17 protein-coding genes are annotated in these 22,581 nt (G+C 69.5%); 7 read left to right on the plus strand and 10 right to left on the minus strand.

Going from position 1 to position 22,581, the window contains the following annotated elements; all coding sequences use genetic code 11:
- Nucleotides 1-90: 90 nt before the first annotated feature.
- The 4 genes from CXY76_RS02680 (at nucleotide 91) to CXY76_RS02695 (ending at nucleotide 5,922) form a co-directional block, all read left to right on the plus strand.
- Nucleotides 91-1,779 carry an FAD-dependent oxidoreductase gene (locus CXY76_RS02680; protein WP_104162724.1) on the plus strand — a complete coding sequence of 563 codons (1,689 nt, stop codon included), beginning with the start codon at nucleotides 91-93 and terminating at the stop codon, nucleotides 1,777-1,779.
- Between the two features lie 344 nt (nucleotides 1,780-2,123).
- Nucleotides 2,124-3,683, plus strand: a complete 1,560-nt coding sequence (locus tag CXY76_RS02685) for a sugar transferase (protein WP_104162725.1) — start codon at nucleotides 2,124-2,126, stop codon at nucleotides 3,681-3,683.
- A 1-nt stretch (nucleotide 3,684) separates the two neighbouring features.
- Nucleotides 3,685-4,947, plus strand: a complete 1,263-nt coding sequence (locus tag CXY76_RS02690; RefSeq protein ID WP_104162726.1) for a DUF1972 domain-containing protein — start codon at nucleotides 3,685-3,687, stop codon at nucleotides 4,945-4,947.
- Nucleotides 4,948-4,971: 24 nt separating this feature from the next.
- Nucleotides 4,972-5,922: a glycosyltransferase family 2 protein gene (locus tag CXY76_RS02695; protein ID WP_104162727.1), complete on the plus strand. Its 951-nt coding sequence runs from the start codon at nucleotides 4,972-4,974 to the stop codon at nucleotides 5,920-5,922.
- Between the two features lie 19 nt (nucleotides 5,923-5,941).
- Here CXY76_RS02695 and pip read toward each other — a convergent pair whose 3' ends face one another.
- From pip to CXY76_RS02735, 8 genes are all read right to left on the minus strand, one after another.
- Entirely contained in the window at nucleotides 5,942-6,898 is a 957-nt protein-coding gene (pip, locus tag CXY76_RS02700) for a prolyl aminopeptidase (protein ID WP_104162728.1), read from the minus strand.
- Between the two features lie 76 nt (nucleotides 6,899-6,974).
- Complete coding sequence (locus CXY76_RS02705) at nucleotides 6,975-7,802, minus strand: ABC transporter permease subunit (RefSeq protein ID WP_104162729.1); 828 nt, start codon at nucleotides 7,800-7,802, stop codon at nucleotides 6,975-6,977.
- The gene (locus CXY76_RS02710) at nucleotides 7,799-8,761 is read right to left on the minus strand and encodes an ABC transporter ATP-binding protein (protein WP_104162730.1); all 963 of its coding nucleotides are present in this window, start codon (nucleotides 8,759-8,761) and stop codon (nucleotides 7,799-7,801) included. The genes CXY76_RS02705 and CXY76_RS02710 overlap by 4 nt, the downstream gene beginning before the upstream one ends.
- 267 nt (nucleotides 8,762-9,028) lie before the next feature.
- Nucleotides 9,029-11,125, minus strand: a complete 2,097-nt coding sequence (locus tag CXY76_RS02715) for an acyl-CoA dehydrogenase (protein ID WP_199190183.1) — start codon at nucleotides 11,123-11,125, stop codon at nucleotides 9,029-9,031.
- A gap of 214 nt (nucleotides 11,126-11,339) precedes the next feature.
- Nucleotides 11,340-13,265 (minus strand): DNA helicase RecQ, encoded by a 1,926-nt coding sequence (gene recQ / locus CXY76_RS02720; RefSeq protein ID WP_104162732.1) that lies wholly within the window; start codon nucleotides 13,263-13,265, stop codon nucleotides 11,340-11,342.
- A gap of 246 nt (nucleotides 13,266-13,511) precedes the next feature.
- Entirely contained in the window at nucleotides 13,512-14,150 is a 639-nt protein-coding gene (locus CXY76_RS02725; protein WP_104162733.1) for a copper resistance CopC family protein, read from the minus strand.
- A gap of 8 nt (nucleotides 14,151-14,158) precedes the next feature.
- Nucleotides 14,159-14,824: a YcnI family protein gene (locus CXY76_RS02730; protein WP_104162734.1), complete on the minus strand. Its 666-nt coding sequence runs from the start codon at nucleotides 14,822-14,824 to the stop codon at nucleotides 14,159-14,161.
- Nucleotides 14,825-14,991: 167 nt separating this feature from the next.
- The gene (locus tag CXY76_RS02735) at nucleotides 14,992-15,606 is read right to left on the minus strand and encodes a hypothetical protein (RefSeq protein WP_104162735.1); all 615 of its coding nucleotides are present in this window, start codon (nucleotides 15,604-15,606) and stop codon (nucleotides 14,992-14,994) included.
- A 124-nt stretch (nucleotides 15,607-15,730) separates the two neighbouring features.
- On the opposite strand from CXY76_RS02735, the gene pstS reads away from it, so the two are divergent.
- Nucleotides 15,731-16,786, plus strand: coding sequence for a phosphate ABC transporter substrate-binding protein PstS (gene pstS / locus CXY76_RS02740; protein ID WP_233199524.1), 1,056 nt, complete (start codon nucleotides 15,731-15,733; stop codon nucleotides 16,784-16,786).
- Between the two features lie 226 nt (nucleotides 16,787-17,012).
- On the opposite strand, the gene CXY76_RS02745 is transcribed toward pstS, so the two are convergent.
- The gene (locus CXY76_RS02745; protein WP_104162736.1) at nucleotides 17,013-19,079 is read right to left on the minus strand and encodes a DEAD/DEAH box helicase; all 2,067 of its coding nucleotides are present in this window, start codon (nucleotides 19,077-19,079) and stop codon (nucleotides 17,013-17,015) included.
- Nucleotides 19,080-19,334: 255 nt separating this feature from the next.
- Nucleotides 19,335-20,096, minus strand: a complete 762-nt coding sequence (locus CXY76_RS02750; RefSeq protein WP_104162737.1) for an SDR family oxidoreductase — start codon at nucleotides 20,094-20,096, stop codon at nucleotides 19,335-19,337.
- A 138-nt stretch (nucleotides 20,097-20,234) separates the two neighbouring features.
- Here CXY76_RS02750 and CXY76_RS02755 point away from each other — a divergent pair, with 138 nt between their 5' ends.
- Together CXY76_RS02755 and CXY76_RS02760 are read left to right on the plus strand one after the other, a co-directional pair.
- A complete protein-coding gene (locus CXY76_RS02755; protein WP_104162738.1) occupies nucleotides 20,235-21,341 on the plus strand; it encodes an aromatic acid exporter family protein in 1,107 nt (368 codons plus the stop codon).
- Between the two features lie 140 nt (nucleotides 21,342-21,481).
- Nucleotides 21,482-22,576, plus strand: coding sequence for an alpha/beta hydrolase (locus CXY76_RS02760; RefSeq protein ID WP_104162739.1), 1,095 nt, complete (start codon nucleotides 21,482-21,484; stop codon nucleotides 22,574-22,576).
- The last annotated feature ends 5 nt before the right edge of the window (nucleotides 22,577-22,581 follow it).

The raw sequence follows: 22,581 nt of genomic DNA on the forward strand, positions 1-22,581 counted from the left end.
TCACTCGTCTGCGCCCGCCCCCGGGCGCTGTCGCCACGGCCGACCCCCGTCTGAGGGCCTCGCCACGACCGCCCCCGAAGGCTGGCATCGATGTCGATCACCACAGAACCGCCCACCCCCACCGAGATCTATGACTGCTGCGTCGTCGGAGCCGGACCCGTCGGGCTCTCCCTCGCCCTCGAAGCCGCGAACGCCGGCCTCCGGGTGCTCGTCCTGGACGCCGGGACCGAAGCCGCCAGGGAAGATGCCGCGGCACGGGCGGCTCGACCTCCGGTGCGTGTGCTCGATCCCGCCACGCACGCGCCCATCGACCAGGCGACCAGACGCGGCATCGGCGGATCGTCCTGGTTGTGGGGCGGCCGGTGCGTGCGGTTCGAAGCGATCGACTTCGAAACCCGCGACTACGTCGCCGAAAGCGGCTGGCCCCTGAGCCAGGCTGACGTGTTGCCCTGGGAGGCGACCGCCGCCGCCTACCTGGATTGCGGAGCGCCGACGTTCCGCAGCAGCGCCCAGGACTGGGCAGGTCTGGGCGAGGTCAGCCTGTCACAGCTGGAACGCTGGGCACGCCAACCGAAGCTGGCTGCCCGGCTCGGCTCCAGGGTTGCCGCGCATCCCGGCGTCACGGTGCTGTGCGAGGCGACGGTCACCGATATCGCCACCGACCCTGACGGCACCGGCGTCACCCACCTTCGAGTGATCCACAAGAGCCAGCCCTTCTCGATCCGGGCCTTGAGTTACGTGCTGGCCTGCGGAGGACTGGAGACCACCCGACTGCTTTTGAGCCTGCAGCGCCGGCTGCCCGACCATTTCGGCGGCTCCGACGGCCCGCTGGGCCGCTACTACATGGGTCATCTCACGGGAAGCATCGCGAACATCCAGCTCACCGACGCGGCGGACATCCGCGACCTCGATTTCAGCCTCGACGACCACAACGCCTACGTCCGTCGGCGCTTCACCTTCTCCGAACGCACCCAACGCGAGAGACACCTGCTGAACACCAGCTTCTACGCCGACAACCCGCCGTTCTACGAGGAAGGGCACCGCAACGCCACGCTCTCACTGGTCTTCCTGGCACTCTCCCTGGCCCCGCTGGGCAGGCGGATCCTGGCCGAGGGCATCCGCCTGCGCCACATCGGGCCCCGCCCAAGACGGTACACAGCCCATCTTCTGAATGTCGCCAAGCGGCCGTTTCGCGCCGCGGCGGATGTGACCACAATCCTCCGCAAGCGATACCTCTCGTCGGTTCGAAAGCCGGGCTTCCTGCTGCGGAACGCCGGGGGCAGCTACGCGCTGCACTTCCACGCCGAGCAGACGCCCAATCCGGACTCCAGGATCCGGCTCAACGGGACGACCGGCGCCGACGGCCAGCCGGGCCTGGACATCGACTTCAGGTACGCGGTGCAGGACCTGGACTCGGTGCTCGCGTCGCACCAGTACCTGGACGAGCAGCTGCGGGCGTCCGGACGCGGTCGGGTGGTCTACCTCGACGCCGAGGACCAGAGGGCATCCTCGGTGCTCGCGCAGGCGACGGACGGGTTTCATCACATCGGCACGACCCGCATGAGCGCCGACCCAGACGATGGTGTGGTCGACAGCGATTGCAAGGTGCACGGCATGGACGATCTCTTCATCGCCTCCAGCAGCGTCTTCAGGACCGCCGGAGAGGCCAACCCGACTTTCCTTGCGGTGTGCCTGGCCGTGCGGCTGGCGCGGCACCTGTCCGAGGCGCTGTCCACGCCGGATGCCGACGCCACGTACCGGCCGGCCGACGCCGCGTAACCGTCGCAGACTGTCCCCCTTTCAGGTCACAGCGCCGAAATCTGATTGCAGGGTATGGTCACCTCGTGAGTTGCTGAGGATCTATCAGATCACTCACGCGACCCGCATCCTCAACACCCGTCACCACGTCACACCTGTGCCACCCGACATTTCCCTTACCCGACCCACCAGCACCCGTTTCACTTCCCGTACGAACCTGTAAACCCGAACTGCAGGGGACCCTCCGTGAATACGTCCTTGACGTGTCGACCCATCCGTCGACCCCAAAAATCTCAACCTCCGAACCCGGCCCGGTGTGCCCGCTCCGGGCGCTCGTTGTTGCCGGCCGCAAGCTTCGGTCGCCGATGAGCACGCCCAAGCCCCGAGCTCCGCTGTCCGCAGCGATTCCCGGCGGCTACCGAGCCCCGTTGCGCCTGGTCACGCCCACGACGGTGCCGGCCCCCGACGTTCAGGCCACGGCCGCCGCCGCCAGCGGCCTGTCCGGTGCGGCGTGGGCACGGCAGTACCGCACGAAGCTCCAACTCACGGATGCCGGCGTGATCGTCGCCGCCGTCGCCGTCGCCTTCCTGGCGCGGTTCGCCCTGGGGACCCCGATCGCGGACACGACCCCGATCCCGCTTTCAGCCTGGGCTGTCATCGGGCTCGTGGTCGGCACCTGGATCGTCACCCTGTCCACCTTCCGCACCAGGGCCCCGCGAGTCGTCGCGGTGGGCGCCACCGAGTACAAGCTCGTCATCAACGCCAGCGCGCTGGCCTTCGGCCTGCTTGCCATCGCATTCCTGCTGTTGCAGGTCGACACCGCCCGCGCCTACTTCGTTTTCGCCCTGCCGCTCGGGGTCGCGGCCCTGGTCCTGGAGCGGTGGCTCTGGCGCAAGTGGCTCATCCGCCAGCGCAAGTTCGGTCACTACCTGGCCCGGGCCATCGTCGTCGGCGGCCGGGACGACATCGAGTACGTCGTGAGGCAGATCAACGACAAGTCGGGTGCCGCGTATCACGTGGTGGGGGCCGCGCTGGAGGATGAGAACACGACCAGCGTCACGTCGGCCGGGCACCGGGTTCCCGTGGTGTCCGACTTCGCCCACGTCGCCGCCGCGGCGCAGTCGCTGGGGGTCGATGCCGTGATCGTGGCCGGGCATCCGAGCCTGGGCAACACCTTCATCCGCAACCTGGGCTGGGACCTCGAGAAGACCTCGGCCGAGCTCGTGCTGTCGAGCCGGCTGACCGACATCGCCGGTCCCCGCATCCACTTCCGGCCGGTCGAGGGCCTTCCCCTCATCCACGTGGAAATCCCCCAGTACGACGGCGCCAAGCACGTGCTCAAGCGCGCTCTCGACATCACCCTCGGCGCCACCGCGCTCCTGGTGATCAGCCCGCTGCTTCTCGTGATCGGCGTCCTGGTCAAGCTGGACAGCCCCGGACCCGTGTTGTTCCGGCAGGAGCGAGTCGGGCGCAACGGCCGCACTTTCCACATGATCAAGGTCCGCTCAATGGTGCGAACCGCCGAAGACGATCTGGCCGGATTGCTCGACCAGAACGAAGGCGCCGGGGTGCTCTTCAAGATCCGTAGCGACCCGCGGATCACCCGGGTCGGCCGTGTCCTGCGCAAGTACTCCCTCGACGAATTGCCGCAGCTGTGGAACATCGTGGTCGGCCAGATGAGCCTCGTCGGGCCACGCCCGCCGTTGCCCGCCGAGGTCGAGAACTACGAGTCACACATGCACCGCCGTTTGTATATCAAGCCCGGTCTCACCGGCATGTGGCAGGTCAACGGGCGCTCGAACCTCAGTTGGGAGGAAAGCGTGCGACTCGACCTCTACTACGTCGAGAACTGGTCGCTGGCCGGTGACCTGATGATCATCTGGCGAACCGTGAAGATCGTCATCCGCCCCTTGGGGGCCTACTGATATGGCGGAATCCGGCCGCACCGATCCGGTGACGCCCTCCAGCGTGGGGGCGCTCCGGATCGCGATGATCGGCACCCGGGGGGTCCCGGCCGCGTTCGGCGGATTCGAAACGGCGGTGGAGGAGGTCGGCCGCCGACTGGTCGATCGTGGGCACGCCGTGACCGTCTACTGCCGCTCCCGCAACTCGGCGCCCGGCCACGTCCCCCCGGCCAGCGTCTACCTGGGAATGCGGCTCGTGCAGCTGCCGGCGCTGCGGCTGGGCGCATTCGAAGCGCTGAGTCACACCGCGTTCTCGGTGGTGCACGCCGCCACCGGAGCGCGCCCGGACGTCGCGTTCGTGTTCAACTCGGCGAACGCACCGTTCGTGCCATTCCTGCGCAAGCGCGGCATCCCGACCACCGTGCACGTCGACGGCCTCGAGTGGCAGCGCGAGAAGTGGGGCGGCACGGCACGCCGCTACTACCGCTGGGCCGAGCAACAGGCGGTGCGTTGGGCCGACGCCCTCATCGCCGACGCGCCGGGCATCGTCGACTACTACCACGCGGAGTTCGCCATCCCCACAGAGCTGATCGGCTACGGGACCCATCTCCTGCACGATTCCCCGTCGACGCGGCTGGCCGAACTGGGCCTTCGACCCCATGGGTATCACCTCGTCGTTTCCCGCTTCGAACCTGAGAACCACGTTGACGTGATCATCGACGGCTACCTGCAGAGCAGCGCCACTCTCCCCCTGGTGGTTGTGGGCTCCGCACCGCGTCCAGGCGCACACGCCCGCAAAATCGACGCCCTCGCCCACGACCCGCGGGTGCGCTTGCTGGGCAGGCTGTGGGACCAGGACCAACTCGACCAGCTGTATGCCCACTCGGTCAGCTACCTGCACGGCCACTCGGTCGGGGGAACGAACCCGTCGCTCCTGCGCGCGATGGGAGCCAGGACCGCCGCAATCGCCTGGGATGTGAGGTTCAACCGTGACGTACTCGGCGTCTACGGAGCGTATTTCCGGGACGCCCAGACGCTCGCGGTCCTCATCGAGGACGCCGAGCTGAATCCCCACCACACCAAGGAGGTCAGTGAGGCTCTGCAACGTCGCGCCGCCGCCCTGTACAACTGGGGCCACGTCACGGACAGCTACGAAGATCTCGCCCGTCGCCTCGTCTCCGGGTACAGCACCCAAGGCAAGAGCCCTGGACGCACCGGTCGCTCCCACCGGAGAGGACGCACCGGTGCGCGGCCGCCGTCCACCGCGGCGCGAGGCGCTCTGTGACCATTCCGGCGGAACGGAGTTCCGGTGCAGCTGCCCGCTGAGCTGGGGATCGTTGTCGTCAACCGCGGCGTCCCCGATCTTCTCGAACTCAATCTGGTGGGAATCGGGCGGCGTGCGCGCGCCGGACGGGTCGTCGTCGTCGATAATTTCTCCGGGCTCGCCAACCGGGAAGCCACGACCGCATTGTGCGCTCGCGAAGGCTGGACGCTTCTCGCACCAGGGCTCGACCTCGGCTTCGGAGCCGCGGTCAACGCCGGGGTGCGGCTGCTCCGATCGCACGGCTGTGATCGTCTGTTGATACTCAGCCCCGACGTGCGCATCGACGAGCCGGGCGTGCTCGCACTGGCCCAGGGCTGCTCAGCAGACCCCCAGCGCATCCTGAGCCCTCGAATCGTCGACCCGGACGGGTCCGTGTGGTTCGGCGGCGGCGCTGTGGACCTCCGTCGCGGCCGCGCGCGAATGGACGCCGATGCGGACAGTTCCGCTCCAGGGGGCTGGCTCAGCGGGGCGTGCCTGATGGTCCACGCCTCCCTCTGGGATTGGCTGGACGGATGCGACGAGGGCCACTTCCGCTCGTGGGCGGACGTCGATCTGTCCTGGCGTTGCGTGGCCGCCGGCGGCTCCCTCACCGTGGTCGGCGACGTCACCGCTGTGCGCAGCGCCGGGTCGTTCCCGGCGGCCGGGGAGGTGTCGCCGCTGGACGTGTACTCCGCCTGCCGGAGCCGGCTGAGCTTCGCCGCGCGGCATCTCGGCCGTCGCCAGATCGTGAACTGGCTCCTATCCAGCCCGGGGTACGCCGTCAGCATGCTGGGCGGCGGGAGGCACCGCCTCCGGGCAGGTCAGCCGGGCGCGCTTCTGGTCGCCGCCGTGCGTGGCACCACCGCCGGTGCCCGGTTGGCGCTCCGCACGATCGGCGCCGACGTGGACGGCGCCGGCCGTGGCCGTGTGCACGCAGAACAGTCGGCTGCCGGGTGACGCCGGTCCTCCGGCCGGGCTAGTTCGCGAAGCGGTCGGTGGCGTCGAGCAGCGCGGCGCGGATGCCGGGCTCCTCGAAGGAATGGCCGGCATCCGGGATCATCTGGAAGTCGGCCTCGGGCCAGGCCTGGTGCAGCGCCCAGGCGGTGAACGCCGGCGTGCACATGTCGTAGCGGCCCTGCACGATGACTCCGGGGATGTCCTTGAGCTTGGCGGCGTCGCGGAGCAGCTGCTCGGGTTCGAACCAGCCCTTGTTCATGAAGTAGTGGTTCTCGATGCGGGCGAACGCCACGGCGAAGGCCGGCTCGGTGAACCGTTCGATGGTCTCCGGCTGCTGCAGCAGGGTGATGGTGGAGGACTCCCAGGTGGACCAGGCCACGCCGGCGCGTTCACGCGTCGACTGGTCGGGGTCGTGCAGCAGGCGGCTGTAGGCCTCGATGAGCCGGCCACGTTCGTCGACGGGCACCGGCGCGATGAAACCCTCCCACAGGTCGGGGTAGATGGCCGCGGCTCCCCCCTCGTAGAACCAGTCCAGCTCGATCGGGCGCAGGGTGAAGATGCCGCGCAGCACGAGTTCGGTGACCTTCTCGGGGTGCGTTTCGGCGTAGGCGAGGCCGAGGGAGCTGCCCCAGGAACCGCCGCAGACCAGCCACCGGTCGATGCCGAGGTGCTCGCGGAGACGCTCGATGTCGGCGACCAGGTGCCAGGTGGTGTTGGCCGTCAGGTCGGCATCCGGTGCGCTGGCGTGCGGGGTGCTCTTGCCGCAGCCGCGCTGGTCGAAGAGCACGATGCGGTACTTCTCGGGGTCGAACACCCGCCGTTGGGTGGCGCTGGAGGCGCCGCCCGGTCCGCCGTGCAGGTATACGGCCGGCTTGCCGTTCGGGTTGCCGGACACCTCGTAGTAGAGGGTGTGGCCGTCGCCGACCTCGAGCATGCCGGTGTCGTACGGTTCGATCTCGGGGTAGAACTCTCTCATACCTCGAGCCTACGGCCCGGGCCGCAGGCTCGCGGCGCACCCCTCGCCGGGGTGCGCCGCAGGAAGCCGTCGTGCCTCAGGCGTCCCGGCGCTTGAGCAGCACCGCGGCGCCGGCCAGCGAGACGGCCACCCAGCCCAGCACGATGAGGATGTTCTGCCAGGTCTCAAAAGAGGCGCTGGTGAAGCCGTTGAGCCCGAAGAAGGCCAGGCCGGCGTTGGAGATCAGGTACGGGAGCAGGTCGGCCAGCCACTGGGCCGGGATCATCGACAGCACGATCGGCAGCAGCAACAGGATGCCGAGGGAAGCGGCGATGCCGCCGGCGCTGCTGCGGAGCATGGCGCCGACGCCCAGGGCGAAGACGGCGACCAAGGCGAGGTATAACGCCCCGCCGAGCAACGGGAGCAGCAGGTCGGGGTTGGCCAGGCTGGCCGTGATGCCCTTGCCGGCGAGGAAGGGCACGGCCATGAGGTAGGACCCGACGGTGCTGATCAGGCCGACCACGAAGGTGCAGAGGAAGAGCACCACGGCCTTGGCCGCCAACATCGGCAGGCGCCGGGGAACGGCGGTGATGCTGGACCGGATCATGCCGGTGCTGTATTCGCCGCTGACCGCGAGCACGCCGAGGACCGCGACGACGAGCTGGCCGAAGAAGACGCCGAAGATCGCGGGCTGGGAGAGGAACGTGGCCTGTTCGGCGGCGCTGATCTCCCGGCCGCCGAGGTCGAGGGCAGCCGACATGAGAGCCGACATGCCGAGTGAGATCACGATGACGGTGGCGTACGACCAGATGGTGGAGCGCACCGTGCGGAGCTTGATCCACTCCGAGCGCAGTTCACCACCGAAACTGAGGCCGGAGCCTGAGGGGACGAAGGCGCGGACGGGGGCCGGGGCAATCGTGGTCATCGGACACTCTCCTGCAGGTCGGCGGCCGAGTGCTCGGCGGCGGGGTCATCGGGTGTGCCGCCGGTGCGGTACTCGACATCGTTCTGGGTGAGGGCCATGTACGCCTCTTCGAGGGATGCGCTGACCGGCGTCAGTTCGTGCAGGGCGATGCCGGCACGGGCGGCCTGGTTGCCGATGTCGGCGGCGGTGACGCCGACGATCTCGAGCAGGTCGGCCTCGGTGCGGGTGACGGTGATGTCGGCGCTCTGGAACAGGGCGGCGAGTTCCGGGGCGTACGGGGTGCGCACCCGCACTGTCTTGCGGGTGGCGGCGCCGATCAACTCGGCCACCGGGGCGTCAGCGATGACCCGGCCGCGACCGAGCACGATGAGGTGGTCCGCGGTGACGGCCATCTCGCTCATCAGGTGGGAGGAAAGCAGGATGGTGCGGCCCTCCGCGGCGAGGTGGCGCACCAGGTGGCGCACCCATTGCACGCCCTCGGGGTCGAGCCCGTTGACCGGTTCGTCGAGGATCAGCGTGGCCGGGTCGCCGAGCAGGGCCGCGGCGATGCCGAGCCGTTGGCCCATGCCGAGCGAGAAACCGCCGACGCGTTTGCGGGCGACCGAGTCGAGTCCGGTGAGTTCGATGACCTCCTTGACCCGGCTGGCCGGGATGGAGTGGGTCGCAGCCATGGCGAGCAGGTGATTGTAAGCGCTGCGTCCGGTGTGGATGGCCTTGGCGTCGAGCAGCACACCCACTTCACGCAGGGGCGCCTTGTGCTCGCGGTACTGCTTGCCGTTGACGGTGACCGAGCCGTGGGTGGGCCGGTCCAGGCCCACGATCATGCGCATGGTGGTGGACTTGCCGGCCCCGTTCGGGCCCAGGAACCCGGTCACCCGGCCGGGCTGCACTGTGAAGTCGACGGCGTCGACCGCGGTCTTGCTTCCGTAGCGTTTGGTCAGGGACTGTGCCTGAATCATCCGGTTCCTCTTCCGTCGGCGGCGGGGACGGAACGCATGCCGCGTCGACCCCACAGACGAGAGTATGGCTCCGGACCGGGCGCCCGCATCCGTCGAGCGGATGGTTAGCGGCGGCCGTCCCTCATCCTGCCGTCTGACCCTCCCCCGGTCCGGGTGCGGTGAGCATAACTCCTGCGATTTTCCAGCAGGAGTCATGCACCCCGCACTCGAGGTGGGGTAGCGGCCGGTGGACCGGGTCAGGGGCGGGAGGGGCGGGGACGGCGGCGGTCAGGAGCGGCGGACTGGCTTTTCGGGGACGGGGGCGGTGCCGGCGGCGCGCTGCGCGCGGTAGTACGCGCGCGCCTCAACCTGACGCTCGCGTTCGGCCCCGCTGGCGATCGGTGCCCGCAGGTGTTCGGGGGCATAGCCGAACGCGTCGACGAGGTCGAGTGCGTGCGGGCGCAGCCGGGCGATGATGCGGTCGATGTACGCGGTGACCGCCTGCGCCCGTTTGCCGGACAGTCGCCCGTTGATGAGGTACCAGGCCGCGTGCTCCTCGATGAGGCGCAACCCGAACAGGTCGCGCAGCCAGGTGAGCACCTGCCGGGTGCCCGCGTGGGTGGTGGTTTCGACCGCGCGGGTGAACGCCTCCCACTGGAGCAGCTCCGCATGGGCGCGGGCCGCCTCGATCAGTTCGTTCTGGTGGGAATTGAAGAGGTCTGCCGCCTCCTTCTTGGGCAGCTTGCTGGCGTTGCGCAATGACTGGGCGATGCCGGCGATCATGGTCTCGACCCTGTCGGTGAGCAGGGCCCGCTGGGTGCCGGTCTCCCGCAGCTGGCCGACGCTTCGCGCCGTGGATCCGAAGTCGGCGACGGACTGGCCCAGCGTGCGCAGGCCCGTTCCGTGGTACGCGCGTCCCGCGGTCTGTTGCACCACGTAGCGGGCCATCGCACCGGCATCCGCACCGGCGAACTTGCGGTTGTAGTCGGTGAGCAGACGCTTGGCCACCAGCTGCAGCAACACGTTGTTGTCACCCTCGAAGGTGGCGTACACGTCGAGGTCGGCGCGCAACCCGACGAAGCGGTTCTCGGCGAGGAACCCGGCGCCGCCGCAGGCCTCCCTGGCCTCCTGGAGGGTGTCCAGGGCGTTCCAAGTGGACAGTGGCTTGAGGGCAGCGGCGAGGGTTTCCAGGTCTTGCCTGTCAACATCTGTGGCCGCGGCGCCGCTGAAGACCTGGTCGAACTTGACCAGGAACTCGTCGTGCGCGAAGGTCTGCGCGTAGACAGTGGCCAGGCGCGGGATGAGGCGACGTTGGTGCCGCTGGTAGTCGAGGATGACCTCTTCGTCGGTGTCGCTGCCGGCGGTGAACTGGCGGCGCTCGCTGCCGTAACGGATGGCGATGGTCAGCGCCAGCGCGGACGCCTGGGTGGCGGCGCCGTCGAGGGAGACCCGGCCCTGCACGAGGGTGCCGAGCATGGTGAAGAACCGCCGGCCGGGGCTGCCGATCGGGCTGCTGTAGCTGCCGTCGGCGGCGACGTCGCCGTACCGGTTGAGCAGGTTGGTGCGCGGGATGCGCACCTGGTCGAAGTGCAGCCGGCCGTTGTCGATGCCGTTCAGGCCGCCCTTGAGGCCGTCGTCCTCACCGCCGATGCCGGGCAGGAACGCGCCCGTGTCATCGCGGAGCGGCACGTAGAAGGCGTGCACGCCGTGGTTGACGCCGAGGCTGATCAGCTGCGCGAAGACCACGGCGGCGGTGCCGTCGATGGCGGCGTTGCCGAGGTAGTCCTTCCAGGCGGCGCGGAACGGGGTGTGCACGACGAACTCGCCGGTGGCCACGTCGAAGGTGGCGGTGGTGCCGATGGCGGCGACATCCGACCCGTGGCCGGTCTCGGTCATCGCGAAGACGCCGGGCACGGCGAGGGTCATGATGTCGGGCAGCCAGGTTTCGTGGTGCACGGTGGTGCCCAGGTGCAGCACCGCGGCGCCGAACAGCCCCCACTGCACGCCGGCCTTGATCTGCAGGCTCGGGTCGGCGGTGACGAGTTCCTCGAACCCGGCGATGTTGCCGCCGTGGTCATCGGAACCGCCGATCGAGCTGGGGAAGGCCCGGTGCACGTGGCCGTTGTCGGCGAGGATCTTGAGCTGGCCGAGCACGCGGAGGCGGTGGTCCGCCATGGACTGCCCCTCGATGCGCTGCAGGTCCGGGCGGGCGGTGAGTTCCCGGGCCTTCACCCGCACATCGGCCCAGGTACCGAGCAGGGTGCGCGACAGGGCAGGCAGGTCGATGCGCGGGGCCAGCGGGTCGCCGGCGACCCTGACTGGCCCGGTGTCGGTGCCGACCGCGTCGGGCCGGGCGGGAGTGGGGCGCTGGGCAGTGTCAACCATCATTGGTCCTAACGTCGGCGCGAGTGTCGAGTGTTCGACCACGTTAGATCGGGGGCGCCGAGCGGGGAAATAGTGCGTGACGGGGCTACAAAGAAGTGCGCTGGCCCCCGCGCTCGGACTGTAGCTCTTCTACAACAAGGGGCCGCCGCAACCTACCAAGGCCGACAAAAGGGGGCGCCGGATACGCTCCGCCGCCTCGTCTTGCCGGAGCGGGTCAGGCGTTCGCGGCGACGACCTCGAGCAGGGCCTCGCCGTAGGATTCGAGCTTCTTGGCGCCGACGCCGGTGATGCCGTCCAGGTCGGCCAGCGTGCGCGGCTTCGCCGCCGCGACGGCCACCAGGGTGGCATCGCCGAAGACCACGTAGGCGGGAACGCCCTGCTCCCTGGAGGTGGTGCTGCGCCAGGCGCGCAGGGCTTGGAACAGCGCCTCCTGCTCGGTGCTGAGCTCGGCGAGGCCGGCCTTGGCGGTGGCCGCGCGGGCGGCGGGGGTGCGCTTCACGGGCTTGTCGGGTTCGCTGCGCAGCTGCACGGTGCGGTTGCCGGCGAGCACCTCGGCGGCGGCCTCGGTGAGGATCAGGGTGCCGTATTCGCCGGAGGTGGCGATGAAGCCCTGGGCGAGCAGCTGCCGCACGACGCCGCGCCACTGCTGGTCGGTGAGGTCGGCGCCGATGCCCCAGGTGGCCAGCTGGTCGTGGCTGTGCTGGGTGGTGCGCGGGGTGGTCTTGCCGCGCAGGATGTCGACGAGCTGGCCGGCGCCGAACCGCTGGTTGCGCTCGCGCAGCAGGCGCACGATCGTGGAGAGCAGCTTCTGGGCCGGCACGGTGCCGTCCCAGGCCTCCGGCGGCGTGAGACAGGTGTCGCAGTTGCCGCAGGGTTCGCTGGCCTGGCCGAAGTATCGCAGCAGGTTGACCCGTCGGCAGTGCACGGTCTCGCAGAGTGCGAGCATGGCGTCCAGGTGCGCACTCATCTTGCGGCGGTGGGCGAGGTCCCCTGGCGACTCGTCGATCATGCGGCGCTGCTGCACCACGTCCTGCAGGCCGTAGGCGAGCCAGCCCGTGGATGGCAGGCCGTCGCGGCCGGCCCGGCCGGTTTCCTGGTAGTACCCCTCGACGGACTTGGGCAGGTCGATGTGCGCGACGAAGCGCACATCCGGCTTGTCGATGCCCATGCCGAACGCGATCGTGGCCACGATGATGACGCCCTCTTCGCGGAGGAACCTGGACTGGGTGCGGGCGCGCAGGCCCTGGTCGAGGCCGGCGTGGTACGGGTAGGCGTTGAGGCCGTTGGCGCGCAGGAACTCGGCGGTCTGCTCGACCGTCTTGCGGCTGAGGGCGTAGACGATGCCCGCGTCGGTGGGGTGCTCGGTCTTGATGAAGCTGAGCAGCTGCTTGCGCGGCTCGTTCTTACCCACGATGCGGTACTGGATGTTGGGCCGGTCGAAGCTGGCGACGAAGTGCTGCGCCTGACCCATCTGCAGGCGCTCGGTGAGCTCCTTGTGAGTGGCGTCGGTGGCCGTGGCGGTGAGCGCGATGCGCGGCACGTCGGGCCAGCGGTCCGCGAGCTCGGACAGCGCGAGGTAGTCCGGGCGGAAGTCGTGCCCCCACTGGGACACACAGTGCGCCTCGTCGATGGCGAACAGCGCGATGGTGCCGCGGTCGAGGAACCGTTTGGTGGCCTCGTTGCTCAAACGCTCGGGGGCGACGTAGAGCAGGTCGAGGTTGCCGGCGAGGTAGTCGCGTTCGACCTGGCTGCGGGCGGCGGAGTCCTGGCTGGAGTTGAGGAACGCGGCGCGCACGCCGACGAGGGTGAGCGCATCCACCTGGTCTTGCATGAGCGCGATCAGCGGCGAGATGACGATGCCGGTGCCCTCACGCACGAGCGACGGGATCTGGTAGCAGAGGCTCTTGCCGCCACCGGTGGGCATCAGCACGACGGCGTCGCCACCCCCGATGAGCTGGTCGATGATCTGGGCCTGCTCGCCGCGGAAGGAGTCGTAGCCGAAGACCGTGTGCAGCGCTTCGGCGGCGGTCGCGAACTTGGCGGTGGCACGCTTGGGCGGCGGCGGGGCGAGCAGCGTCGCGCCGCCCGCTGGGGCGCCGAAATCGACGGGGCCGGAGCCGGCGGGGCCCGGTGCGGGCATGGCAAAGCCACCCTGACCGTGGTGGTCTGGGGGCGGTGGGGCATCGAAGTCGTCCGGTGGCTCGAACTCGTCAGGATCCCACGGTATCTCGGCGTTCCAACTCACCCGCCAACTCTACCCGCGCCCACCGACGCCACCGGCCGGCGTGTGCGGAACCGCTGACCCGGCTCGCGAGAGCGGTGCTGTGGTTGCTTCGCGGGACCTGAGGCAACCGTTACACCGCTCTCGCGGTCGTGATCGGCGGTACTAGGGGGTGGGGCGCCGGCGCAGGACGAGGAGGGTCACGCCGATCGCGGCGAGGATCGCCACGAGGGCTCCGCCGATCCAGAGCAGGTCGGTAGCCCGCACGCCGGAGCCGGACTCCGCCGCGTCGGTGCCGGCCGCGTCGGTGTCGACGGGTGCCGAGCCTCCGGTGGCGCACTCGGGAGCGGCCGCGGAACCCTCGGCGAGCACCTGGGTCGCGTCAGGTTGCCAGGTGAACGTGAAGGAGTCCGAGATCGGATGCCCGTCGGTCGACACGACCTGCCACACCACCGTGTACTCCCCCGGCTGGCCGAGCTGCACCGCGGCCTCGAGCGTGGGTCCGGCGATCGTCGAACAGCCGTCACCGTAGAATCGCGGCGCGTCAGCCGGGCCGGTGACCTGGATGGCGCTGCCCTCGCCCTGGCCCGAGAGGTCGAGCAGGTTGTCGTTGGTGGTGATCGACACGCTCCCCGGCTGCTCGGTGACGACCGAACCCGCCGACGGCGTCGAGCCGACCAGGTAGTTGTGCGCAAACGCCGGGGCGGCCGTGGCGCCGAGTGTGGCGACGGCCAGCACGACCCCGGCCAGCGCCGCCCGCTTCAGCATGCGGGCGTGGCGGCGGCTCTCTCGGAGGGGGGCCATGGGGTGCTCTACGCCGCGTTCTTGCGTCGGGCGGCGACGGCGACCACGAGGCCGACGGCGCCGACGATGAGGCCGCCGATGCCGAGCAACCGGGCCAGCACATCGTCGGTGGCTGCCGGCTCGGTCGCGGCGGCGTCATCCGCTGCGGCAGCGTCGTCGGTCACGCCGTGGCCGTGGCCGGACTCCGCGCTGGCCGCGGTGACGGTGAGCGACGGGGCCGGGTGGGCCGGTTCGGCCTCGCCCTCGACGATGGTGTCCGACCAGTTCGTCTCGCCGGCCTCGCAGGACTGCAGCACGGGGAAGGCCAGAGTGTCGCCGACGGCGGCGTCTTCGGGGATCTGCAGGCTGAGCACGAAGGTGGTGCGCAGGCCGTCGGCGAGCGGGGTGAGGGCCGTGTAGGTGACCTGGCCGTCGGTGAGCGGGGTGACGTCCCAGCCCGGGTTGACGGTGGGTGTGACGCTGGTGATGGACTCGGGGACGTCGATGGTGATGCCGGTGGTGGCCGACCCGTCGCAGCCGTGGCCGAGCGAGAAGGTGAGCAGGCTGTAGGAGCCGGCGGCGGTCGACGACGGTTCGACCTCGACGTGGGCGCTTGCGGCCAGCGGAGCGGACAGGGCGAGCAGGCCGGCACCGAGAAGGGCGGTGGCGGCGAAGACGGGCGTGGAGAGCTTCATGAGGGGTCCTTGAAATTGTGGCCGGTCGACACGCGACAGGTCGAATCGTGGCCGCGGTACGCCGCAGTCAGGAACGGCGGGGTTCGGCACGGATTCGACGGTGGCGGCCGACTGATGGGTCGGCAGAGTTAAGAGGTGCGGAGACTGCGGGTGGCCGAGCGCGAAGCTCAGGCGAACAGGTGCACCGGCGGCCCGCGATGCCGCATCGGGCTCAGCAGGACGAGGAGGTCGCGGGGTGGCCGAGCGGCCGAGGACGCCGAGATGGCGTGGGGGATGTTCGGGATCGGGGTGAGCACCAGGACCCGCACGAGCGCCTTCAGGGCCACCGTCGCGGTGCTGAACAGGCCCCAGAACGCCCGCTCGCCGAAGCGTAGCGCCACGACGGTCACGACGGCGGCGAGGACGTGGGCGAAGGGCATCATCAGCCCGTGGTCCGTGCCGGACATGGTTCCGGCCGGCATAGCCGACACGGAGATGCCGCCCGCGTGGTTCGCGTGGGCGGTTGCCGCATCCGTGGTCACCAGGGCGCCGCCCGCGCTGCCGAAGGAGAACAGCCCGTGGAAGATCAGCTGACTCACCAGCACCGCCGCGCTCAGGCGCCAGGTGGACAGGGTGCGACCGGACAGGGCGATGGAGACGATTCCCGCGAAGGCCAGGGACACGACCACGGCCAACAGGCCGGGCACGGCGCCGCCTCCCACGGTGTGCGACAGTGCGGCGACAAACGTGGAGACGGCCGCGACGATCCACCCACGGGCGAAGCGCGCCCAGCGTGTGGTCATGATTCTCCCTCTGTCACGGTGTCTCGAATCTATCAGGACGGCGCCGTTCAGGAGCCTCTCGGAGAACAGGCAGCGCCGGTCGGGCAGAATGGGAACCGTGATGGCAACAAACAGGCACCCGGTTATGACCCTTGGCACGTCAGTCGCGGTCGCCGCCCTGCTCCTATCGGGGTGCGCCGCCAACGAGTCCGGCGACGAGACGAGCTCCCTGGCCGGCACGCTGGACGGCGCCGGGTCGAGCGCGCAGGCCTCGGCCGAGGACGTCTGGGTGTCGCAGTTCCAACGGGCGAACGCCAGCGTGACGATCAATTACGACCCGACGGGCTCGGGAGCGGGCCGGGAGCAGTTCATCGGCGGCGGCGTCGACTTCGCCGGCTCCGACTCCGCCCTCAGCGATGAGGAGCTGGCCGGCGAGTTCGCGGCCTGCGCGCCGGGGTCCGCCGCGATCGACCTGCCCGTCTACGTGTCGCCGTTGGTTCTGGTCTACAACGTCGACGGCGTGGACGACCTGCGCCTGGATCCGGCCGCGATCGCGAACATCTTCTCTGGTGAGATCACGCGGTGGAACGACCCCGCCCTCGTCGCCCTGAACCCCGACGCCAGCCTGCCGGACGAACAGATCTCCGCCGTGCACCGCTCGGACGATTCGGGCACGACGAAGAACTTCGCCGACTACCTGTACCAGAACGTGCCCGAGATCTGGACGACCGAGCCCGCCGACGCGTTCCCGTATCCCGGTGAGGGCGCCCAGGGCAACTCCGGCGTCGTGAGCGCCGTCGCCAACGGCAACAACACCATCGGCTACGCGGATGCGTCGCGGGTCGGCGACCTATCCGTGGCGGCGTTGCAGGTGGGCGACGAGTTCGTCGACTACTCCACCGAGGCTGCTGCGGCCATCATCGACGCGTCACCGTTGGTGCCCAGGGACAACCCCAATGACCTGGTGGTGGATGTCGACCGCACCTCCACGGCCTCCGGCGTGTACCCGCTGGTGCTCGTGAGCTATCTGATCGCGTGCGAGGAATACCCCGACGCCGACCAGGCCGAGCTCGTCGCGGCGTACCTGGCCTACGTGGCCAGCCCGGAAGGCCAGTCCGCCGCCGCCGAGAGCGCCGGGTCGGCTCCGCTGTCGGCTGACTTCTCCGACCGGGTGCTCGAGGCCGTCGACAGCATCCGCTGAGCCGCGCACCCGCGCCTGAACGGCCGGGCGGATATCTGTGGAGCACCGCGCGGATGCCCCACAGACATCCTGTGCTCGCGCGCGCTGTCACAAACCCGAATTGTGAGGGAGCACGCGAACGAGAAAACCGTACCGCATCGCGGTCGGTGCTCGGCGGATTCTCCGGCCGGTTAACCGCCGGCAGGGCACCCGCCGAAGCGGATGCCCTGCCGGTTGTGCGCTGGTGTTACAGGTTCGCCAGAGCGGTGATCGACGCGTCACCCGGCGTGGCCGTGGTGAAGCTGGAGTCGATCTCGGCCCGGTCGAGGAGGTCTTCCATACGACGACGACGCTGCTTGGGGATCAGCGTGACGACGGTGCCGGACTTGCCTGCGCGGCCGGTGCGGCCGGCGCGGTGCAGGTAGGTCTTGTACTCGTCGGGCATGTCGGCCTGGATGACCAGGTCGATGTCGTCGACGTGGATGCCGCGGGCGGCGACATCCGTGGCGACGAGAACGTTGACACGACCGCTGGTGAGCATCTGCAGGTTGCGGGTACGGCGGGCCTGGTTGAGGTCGCCGTGCAGGCTGGTGGCCTTGACGCCGGCGTCTTCGAGAGCGTCGGAGAGCTGCTCGGCGTAGGCGCGGGTGCGGCTGAAGATGAGCGTCTTGCCCTGGCGGTCGACGAGCTGGCCGATGATGGCAGCCTTGTCGCGGTGCTCGATGAGGAGGACCTTGTGGTCGATCGTGCTGGAGGCCTGGTCTTCACCGGCGACCTCGTGCACGGCCGGGTTGGTCAGGAATTCCTTGACCAGCGAGGCAACACCCTTGTCGAGGGTGGCCGAGAACAGCAGACGCTGGCCGCCCTTCTTGGTGCCGCGCAGGATGCGCTGAACCGGCTCGAGGAAGCCCAGGTCGCACATGTAGTCGGCCTCGTCGAGGACCGTGATGACAACCTCGGACAGGTCGAGACGACCCTGCTCGATAAGGTCTTCGATGCGGCCGGCGGTGCCGATGATGATGTCCACGCCGCGCTGGAGGGCGCTGACCTGGCGGTACTGCGGGACGCCGCCGTAGATCTGGGTGGTGAAGAGGCCGACGCTGCGGGCGATGGGCTGCACGGTGCGGTCGATCTGCAGGGCCAGCTCACGGGTGGGGGCCAGGATCAGCGCGCGGGGCTTGCGGGCCATCTTGCGGTCCTTGGCGCCGTTGTTCTCCATGAGCTTCTCGATCATGGGAGCGGCGAAGGCGATGGTCTTGCCCGAACCGGTCTTGCCGCGGCCGAGCACGTCGCGGCCGGCGAGGACATCGGGGATGGTCGCAGCCTGGATCGGGAACGGGGACGGCGCGCCGAGCAGGGCGAGCTCGCGCACGATGTTGCCACCGAGGCCGAGGTCACCGAAGGTCACACCGACAACGTCTTCTGCGGTCGTGGCGATGGCCTCGAGGCGCTCGAGCACCACGTCGTCGCCGGCGGCGAACTTGGGCTTGGAGTCGCGGTCGGGGTAGAAGTTGCTGGAGTGGCCGCCGTCGTTGGAACGGTCGTTGCGGGCCGCGCGGTCGTTGCTGTACGCGGGACGCTCGCCACGGGCCGGGCGGTCGTTGTTGTACGACGGACGCTCGGTGCGGGCGGGACGGTCGCTGTTGTACGACGGACGCTCGGTGCGAGCCGGACGGTCGCTGCCCCGGTCGTTGTAGGCGGGACGATCGGTGCGCGGGGCACGGTCGCCGTACGACGGACGCTCGGTGCGAGCCGGACGGTCGTTGTTGTGGGACGGACGGTCGGTGCGCGGGGCACGGTCACCATACGACGGACGCTCGGTGCGAGCCGGACGGTCGTTGTTGTACGACGGACGATCGGTGCGCGGGGCACGGTCGCCGTAGGACGGACGGTCGTTGTTGTACGACGGGCGATCGGTGCGCGGGGCACGGTCACCGTAGGACGGACGGTCGCCGCGAGCGGGACGGTCGTTGTTGTACGAGGGACGGTCGCCGCGAGCGGGACGGTCGTTGTTGTAGGAGGGACGGTCGGTGCGCGGGGCACGGTCGTTGGAGGCCGGACGCTCGGTGCGGGCACCGTAGGCGGGACGGTCACCGTAGGCGGGACGGTCGGAGGAGGAGCGCTCACCCGAGCGCGCTGCGCGCTCGTCGGCGTTCCAGCGCTGCTTCTTGGGAGCGCCCTCGTCTGCGCGGTAGCCGCGGTGTCCGGGGCTCTTGCTGCCACCCTTGGGTGCGCCCTTGGGGCCGCCCTTGGAGTGGCTGGGGTCGAAGTTCTTGGCTGCGCGGCCGACGGCCGGCTTCTTGCTAGAAGGCATAGAAGTATTTCTGGGTTGTGTTGAGTACATGGCAGTAGTGCGTCGCACGGCGACGCAACCTGAGAACCCGGGCAGTCTATGGCCGGGGCCGTTCACATACAGTGATTTTTCACCAGCGGATTACTGGGAAACCGGCCCATCCTGACTTACAAACCCATCCGCGCACACAATAAACCAGCGCGGTGTCAAGAGCCGACTTGTCTACGTTACCTTATCGAGTCCCAAATGTCACGGATGGCTTTGACCGACGCGCATTCAGCCGGCCGGAGTTCCGTGAGCGATGCCGTCGAGCCACTGAGTGAATGGCTGGATGCCGCGCTCGGCATTGCGGGCCGGCAACAGGGTGCCGTCACGCATCGCCGTGCCCATCCGGCCCGGCAGCTTGAATTGCACGATGCGGGTACGGGTGCGCGTGGCCCTGGCGTAGGCGCGCACCATGTCGACGAGGCGTTCCTCTCGCGGGCCGCCGAGGTCGGGAACGTGCCCACGCGGTGTGCCCACCGCAAGCTCCACGAGCCTCTGGGCAACCTCCCGGGCAGCAACGGGCTGGGTTCGCATGACGGGCACCATGGTGACTACACCCCGCGTGCTTCGCCCGAGGGTCTGGGCCGCGAACTCGTGGAACTGCGTGGCCCTGAGTATGGTCCACGGCACCGCGCCGCGTTTCACCGCCTCCTCCTGACCGTCTTTGCCCGCGTAGTACCCGGCGGAGACGGCATGGGCGTTCACGATCGACAGGGCGACGTGGTGCCGCACCCCGGCGGCGGCCTCGGCCTTAAGCAGGGCGGCCGTGGTGGTACCGAAGAATCGGGTGGACGCCTTAGCGGACAGCGTGGAGGTATTGAGGACGTCGATGAGTCCGTCGACGCCCTCAAGTGCCGACGAGAGGCCCGCTCCGGTGAGCACGTCGAAGCCGGTCGACCTGGCGATGACCACTGGTTCGTGACCGTGTCCGGTGAGCAACTCGGTGATGTGACGCCCGACGGTGCCGGTTCCACCCGCTATGGCAATTTTCACGACGCCTCCTTTTCTGGGCTCTCCCGGTGGGCCAAGCCCAGATGATGCCGTGATTCTATGCCGATGGCGCCGAAACCTCCGGGCACGAGGGGCCCCGGCGGATTGGGCAGGAGGCCGGGGATCGTGGAGAATCGTTCGATGCGCACCCCCGATCTCTCCCCGCGTGCCACCGGCGGTCTGGTGAAGAGCGCTATCGCCCACCCCCGCCTCCTGCAGGCGGCGAAGACGGCCGTGGCGGTCGCGATCGCCTGGAAACTCGCCCCACTGATGCCCGGTGTCGCCAACGACTACCCCTATTACGCGCCGCTCGGGGTGATCGTTGCCAGTTTTCCGACCCTGATGGGGTCGATCAAGAACGCCCTGCAGACCCTCGCCGGGCTGGTGATCGGCATAGCCCTGGCTGCCGCGGTGATCATCTTCAGTGAGCCCAGCGTGCTGACGGTGTCGCTCGTCGTGGGGATCGGAATGCTGTTCGGCGGCATCCGCCAGCTGGGCGCCGGACGGGACTACGTGCCGATCGCTGGCCTGTTCGTGCTGATCGTGGGCGGGCCGAACGCCGACGGCTATTCCATCGGTTACGTCTCGCAGATGAGCCTGGGCATCGTGGTGGGGCTCGCGGTCAACCTCCTAGTCGCACCGCCGCTGCGGGTGAGCGCCGCGGTGAAGGAGCTGTCCAGGTTGCGGGCTGCGCTCGGGGTGCACCTGAGTTCGGTTGCCGACGCGCTCGACGCGAGCTGGCCGCCCGAAGAGGCCGAATGGTCACAGCAGGGCGCCACGTTGGCGAGCACCAGCACCGCCGTGCGTCGCGCGTTGGCGGAGGCCGACGAGAGCCGCCGGATCAACCCGCGGGCCCGCATGCAACCGCATGATCTCAGCACCGACTACGACGACCTGGCGGCGCTGGAGAACGCGACGTTCTATGTGCGCGACCTCACCGACGTGCTCGCCGGGGCGGCCTGGGGTACGCCGGTGCCCGTCGAGCTGCCGGCCGTGCTGCGACCGACGCTGAGCGCTGCGGTGCGGGCGACGGCCGACCTGGTCAAGGAATGGGACACCGGGGAACCGAGCCTCGCCTCCCTGCAGGCGGCCGAGGACGCCGCCGCCGCCATGACCCAGGCGATCCATGAGCACCGTGAGCTGGGCGCCGACGCCATCGTCGCGGCCAGCGCGGCAACCCTCGACGTCACCCGGATGCTCGCCGCCCTCAGCCCGGGGATCACCCGCGACGTTCCGGCCAAGGCCTGACGCCGCGCTGACGCTGCCGACGGAGCCGGGCCGCTGTACACGACGCGCCCGGCCTGCCTTCGGGCACCCGCCGATTGGCCGGCGGGGCCCGACCGTTCTATTCTCGAAAGCACCCGTACCCAGCACATTCAGGAGCATCCGTGAGCACCGGTCGCCGCATCATCGGACTAGGCTCCCGACGCTTTCTCGTTCTCTTCGTGGCGTATGCCAGCGGCATGGCCGTAGTGGCCACCGCTGTGCTCGGCGGCCTGCATTGGAACCTGCGCCCGGTGGCGCCCGCCCAGGCCGGCGGAACCGCGAGCGAGGTCGACACCACGGCAATTGTGGGCATCCGCACCTTCACGGCGCCCGGGGACGCGGTGATCGACGAAGACGTCGTCTACGCCACGCAACCGGACGGCACCCAGCTCACCCTCGACGTCTGCTCGCCGCCGGAGGAGGCCGGGTCCACAGCCGACGCCGACGGCGCATCCGCGGATCCGGCCACCACTGACGCCACGGATGCAGGCTCGGCCAGCCCGACCCCCGCAGAAGCCACCCCGCGCCCGGCCGTGCTGTCCATCCACGGCGGCAGCTGGGCCCGTGGCGACAAGGGCAACAGCGACTGGCGGAACGTCTGCGAATGGCTCGCCTCCGAGGGATTTGTGGCGTACTCGGTGAACTACCGGCTTGTGCCGGCGGTGAGTTTTCCGGCTGCCATCGAAGACCTGGGCCGCGCCGTCGAATGGATGCGCGCCAATGCCGGGCACTACGGCATCGACCCCGACCGGATCGGAGCCTTCGGCGGCTCTGCGGGCGGAAACCTGGCCAGCCTGCTCGGTGCCCGCGGCAGCGGATCCCTCACCGACGGCAGCCGGGTCGCGGCGGTTGCCGAACTCTCCGGTCCCGTCGACCTGAGCTACGACGGCATCGTCGTGGCCGGCGGGTCATCCGGGCTCGAGCGCATCGTGCTCGACTACCTGGACTGCGAATCGTTGCTGGACTGCCGGGCGGCCCGGGAGGCGTCAGCCGTCAGGTCGCTGGATCGCACCGATCCGCCCGTTTTCGTCGGTTCGTCCACCGAGGAGTTCATTCCGCTGAGCCAGTCCACCGGCTTCGCCGCGGACCTCGACGACCTCGGCATCGTCAACCAGCTCGTCACCGTGCCGGGCAGCCTGCACTCCATCGGCATCCTCGATGAGGCGATGCGCGGTCATGTGTCGGCCTTCCTGCACGAGCACCTCGACGCGGACTGACGTTC

Origin of the sequence: Cryobacterium sp. N22 (assembly GCF_002929555.1) — a bacterium.
Taxonomy (GTDB): Bacteria; Actinomycetota; Actinomycetes; order Actinomycetales; family Microbacteriaceae; genus Cryobacterium.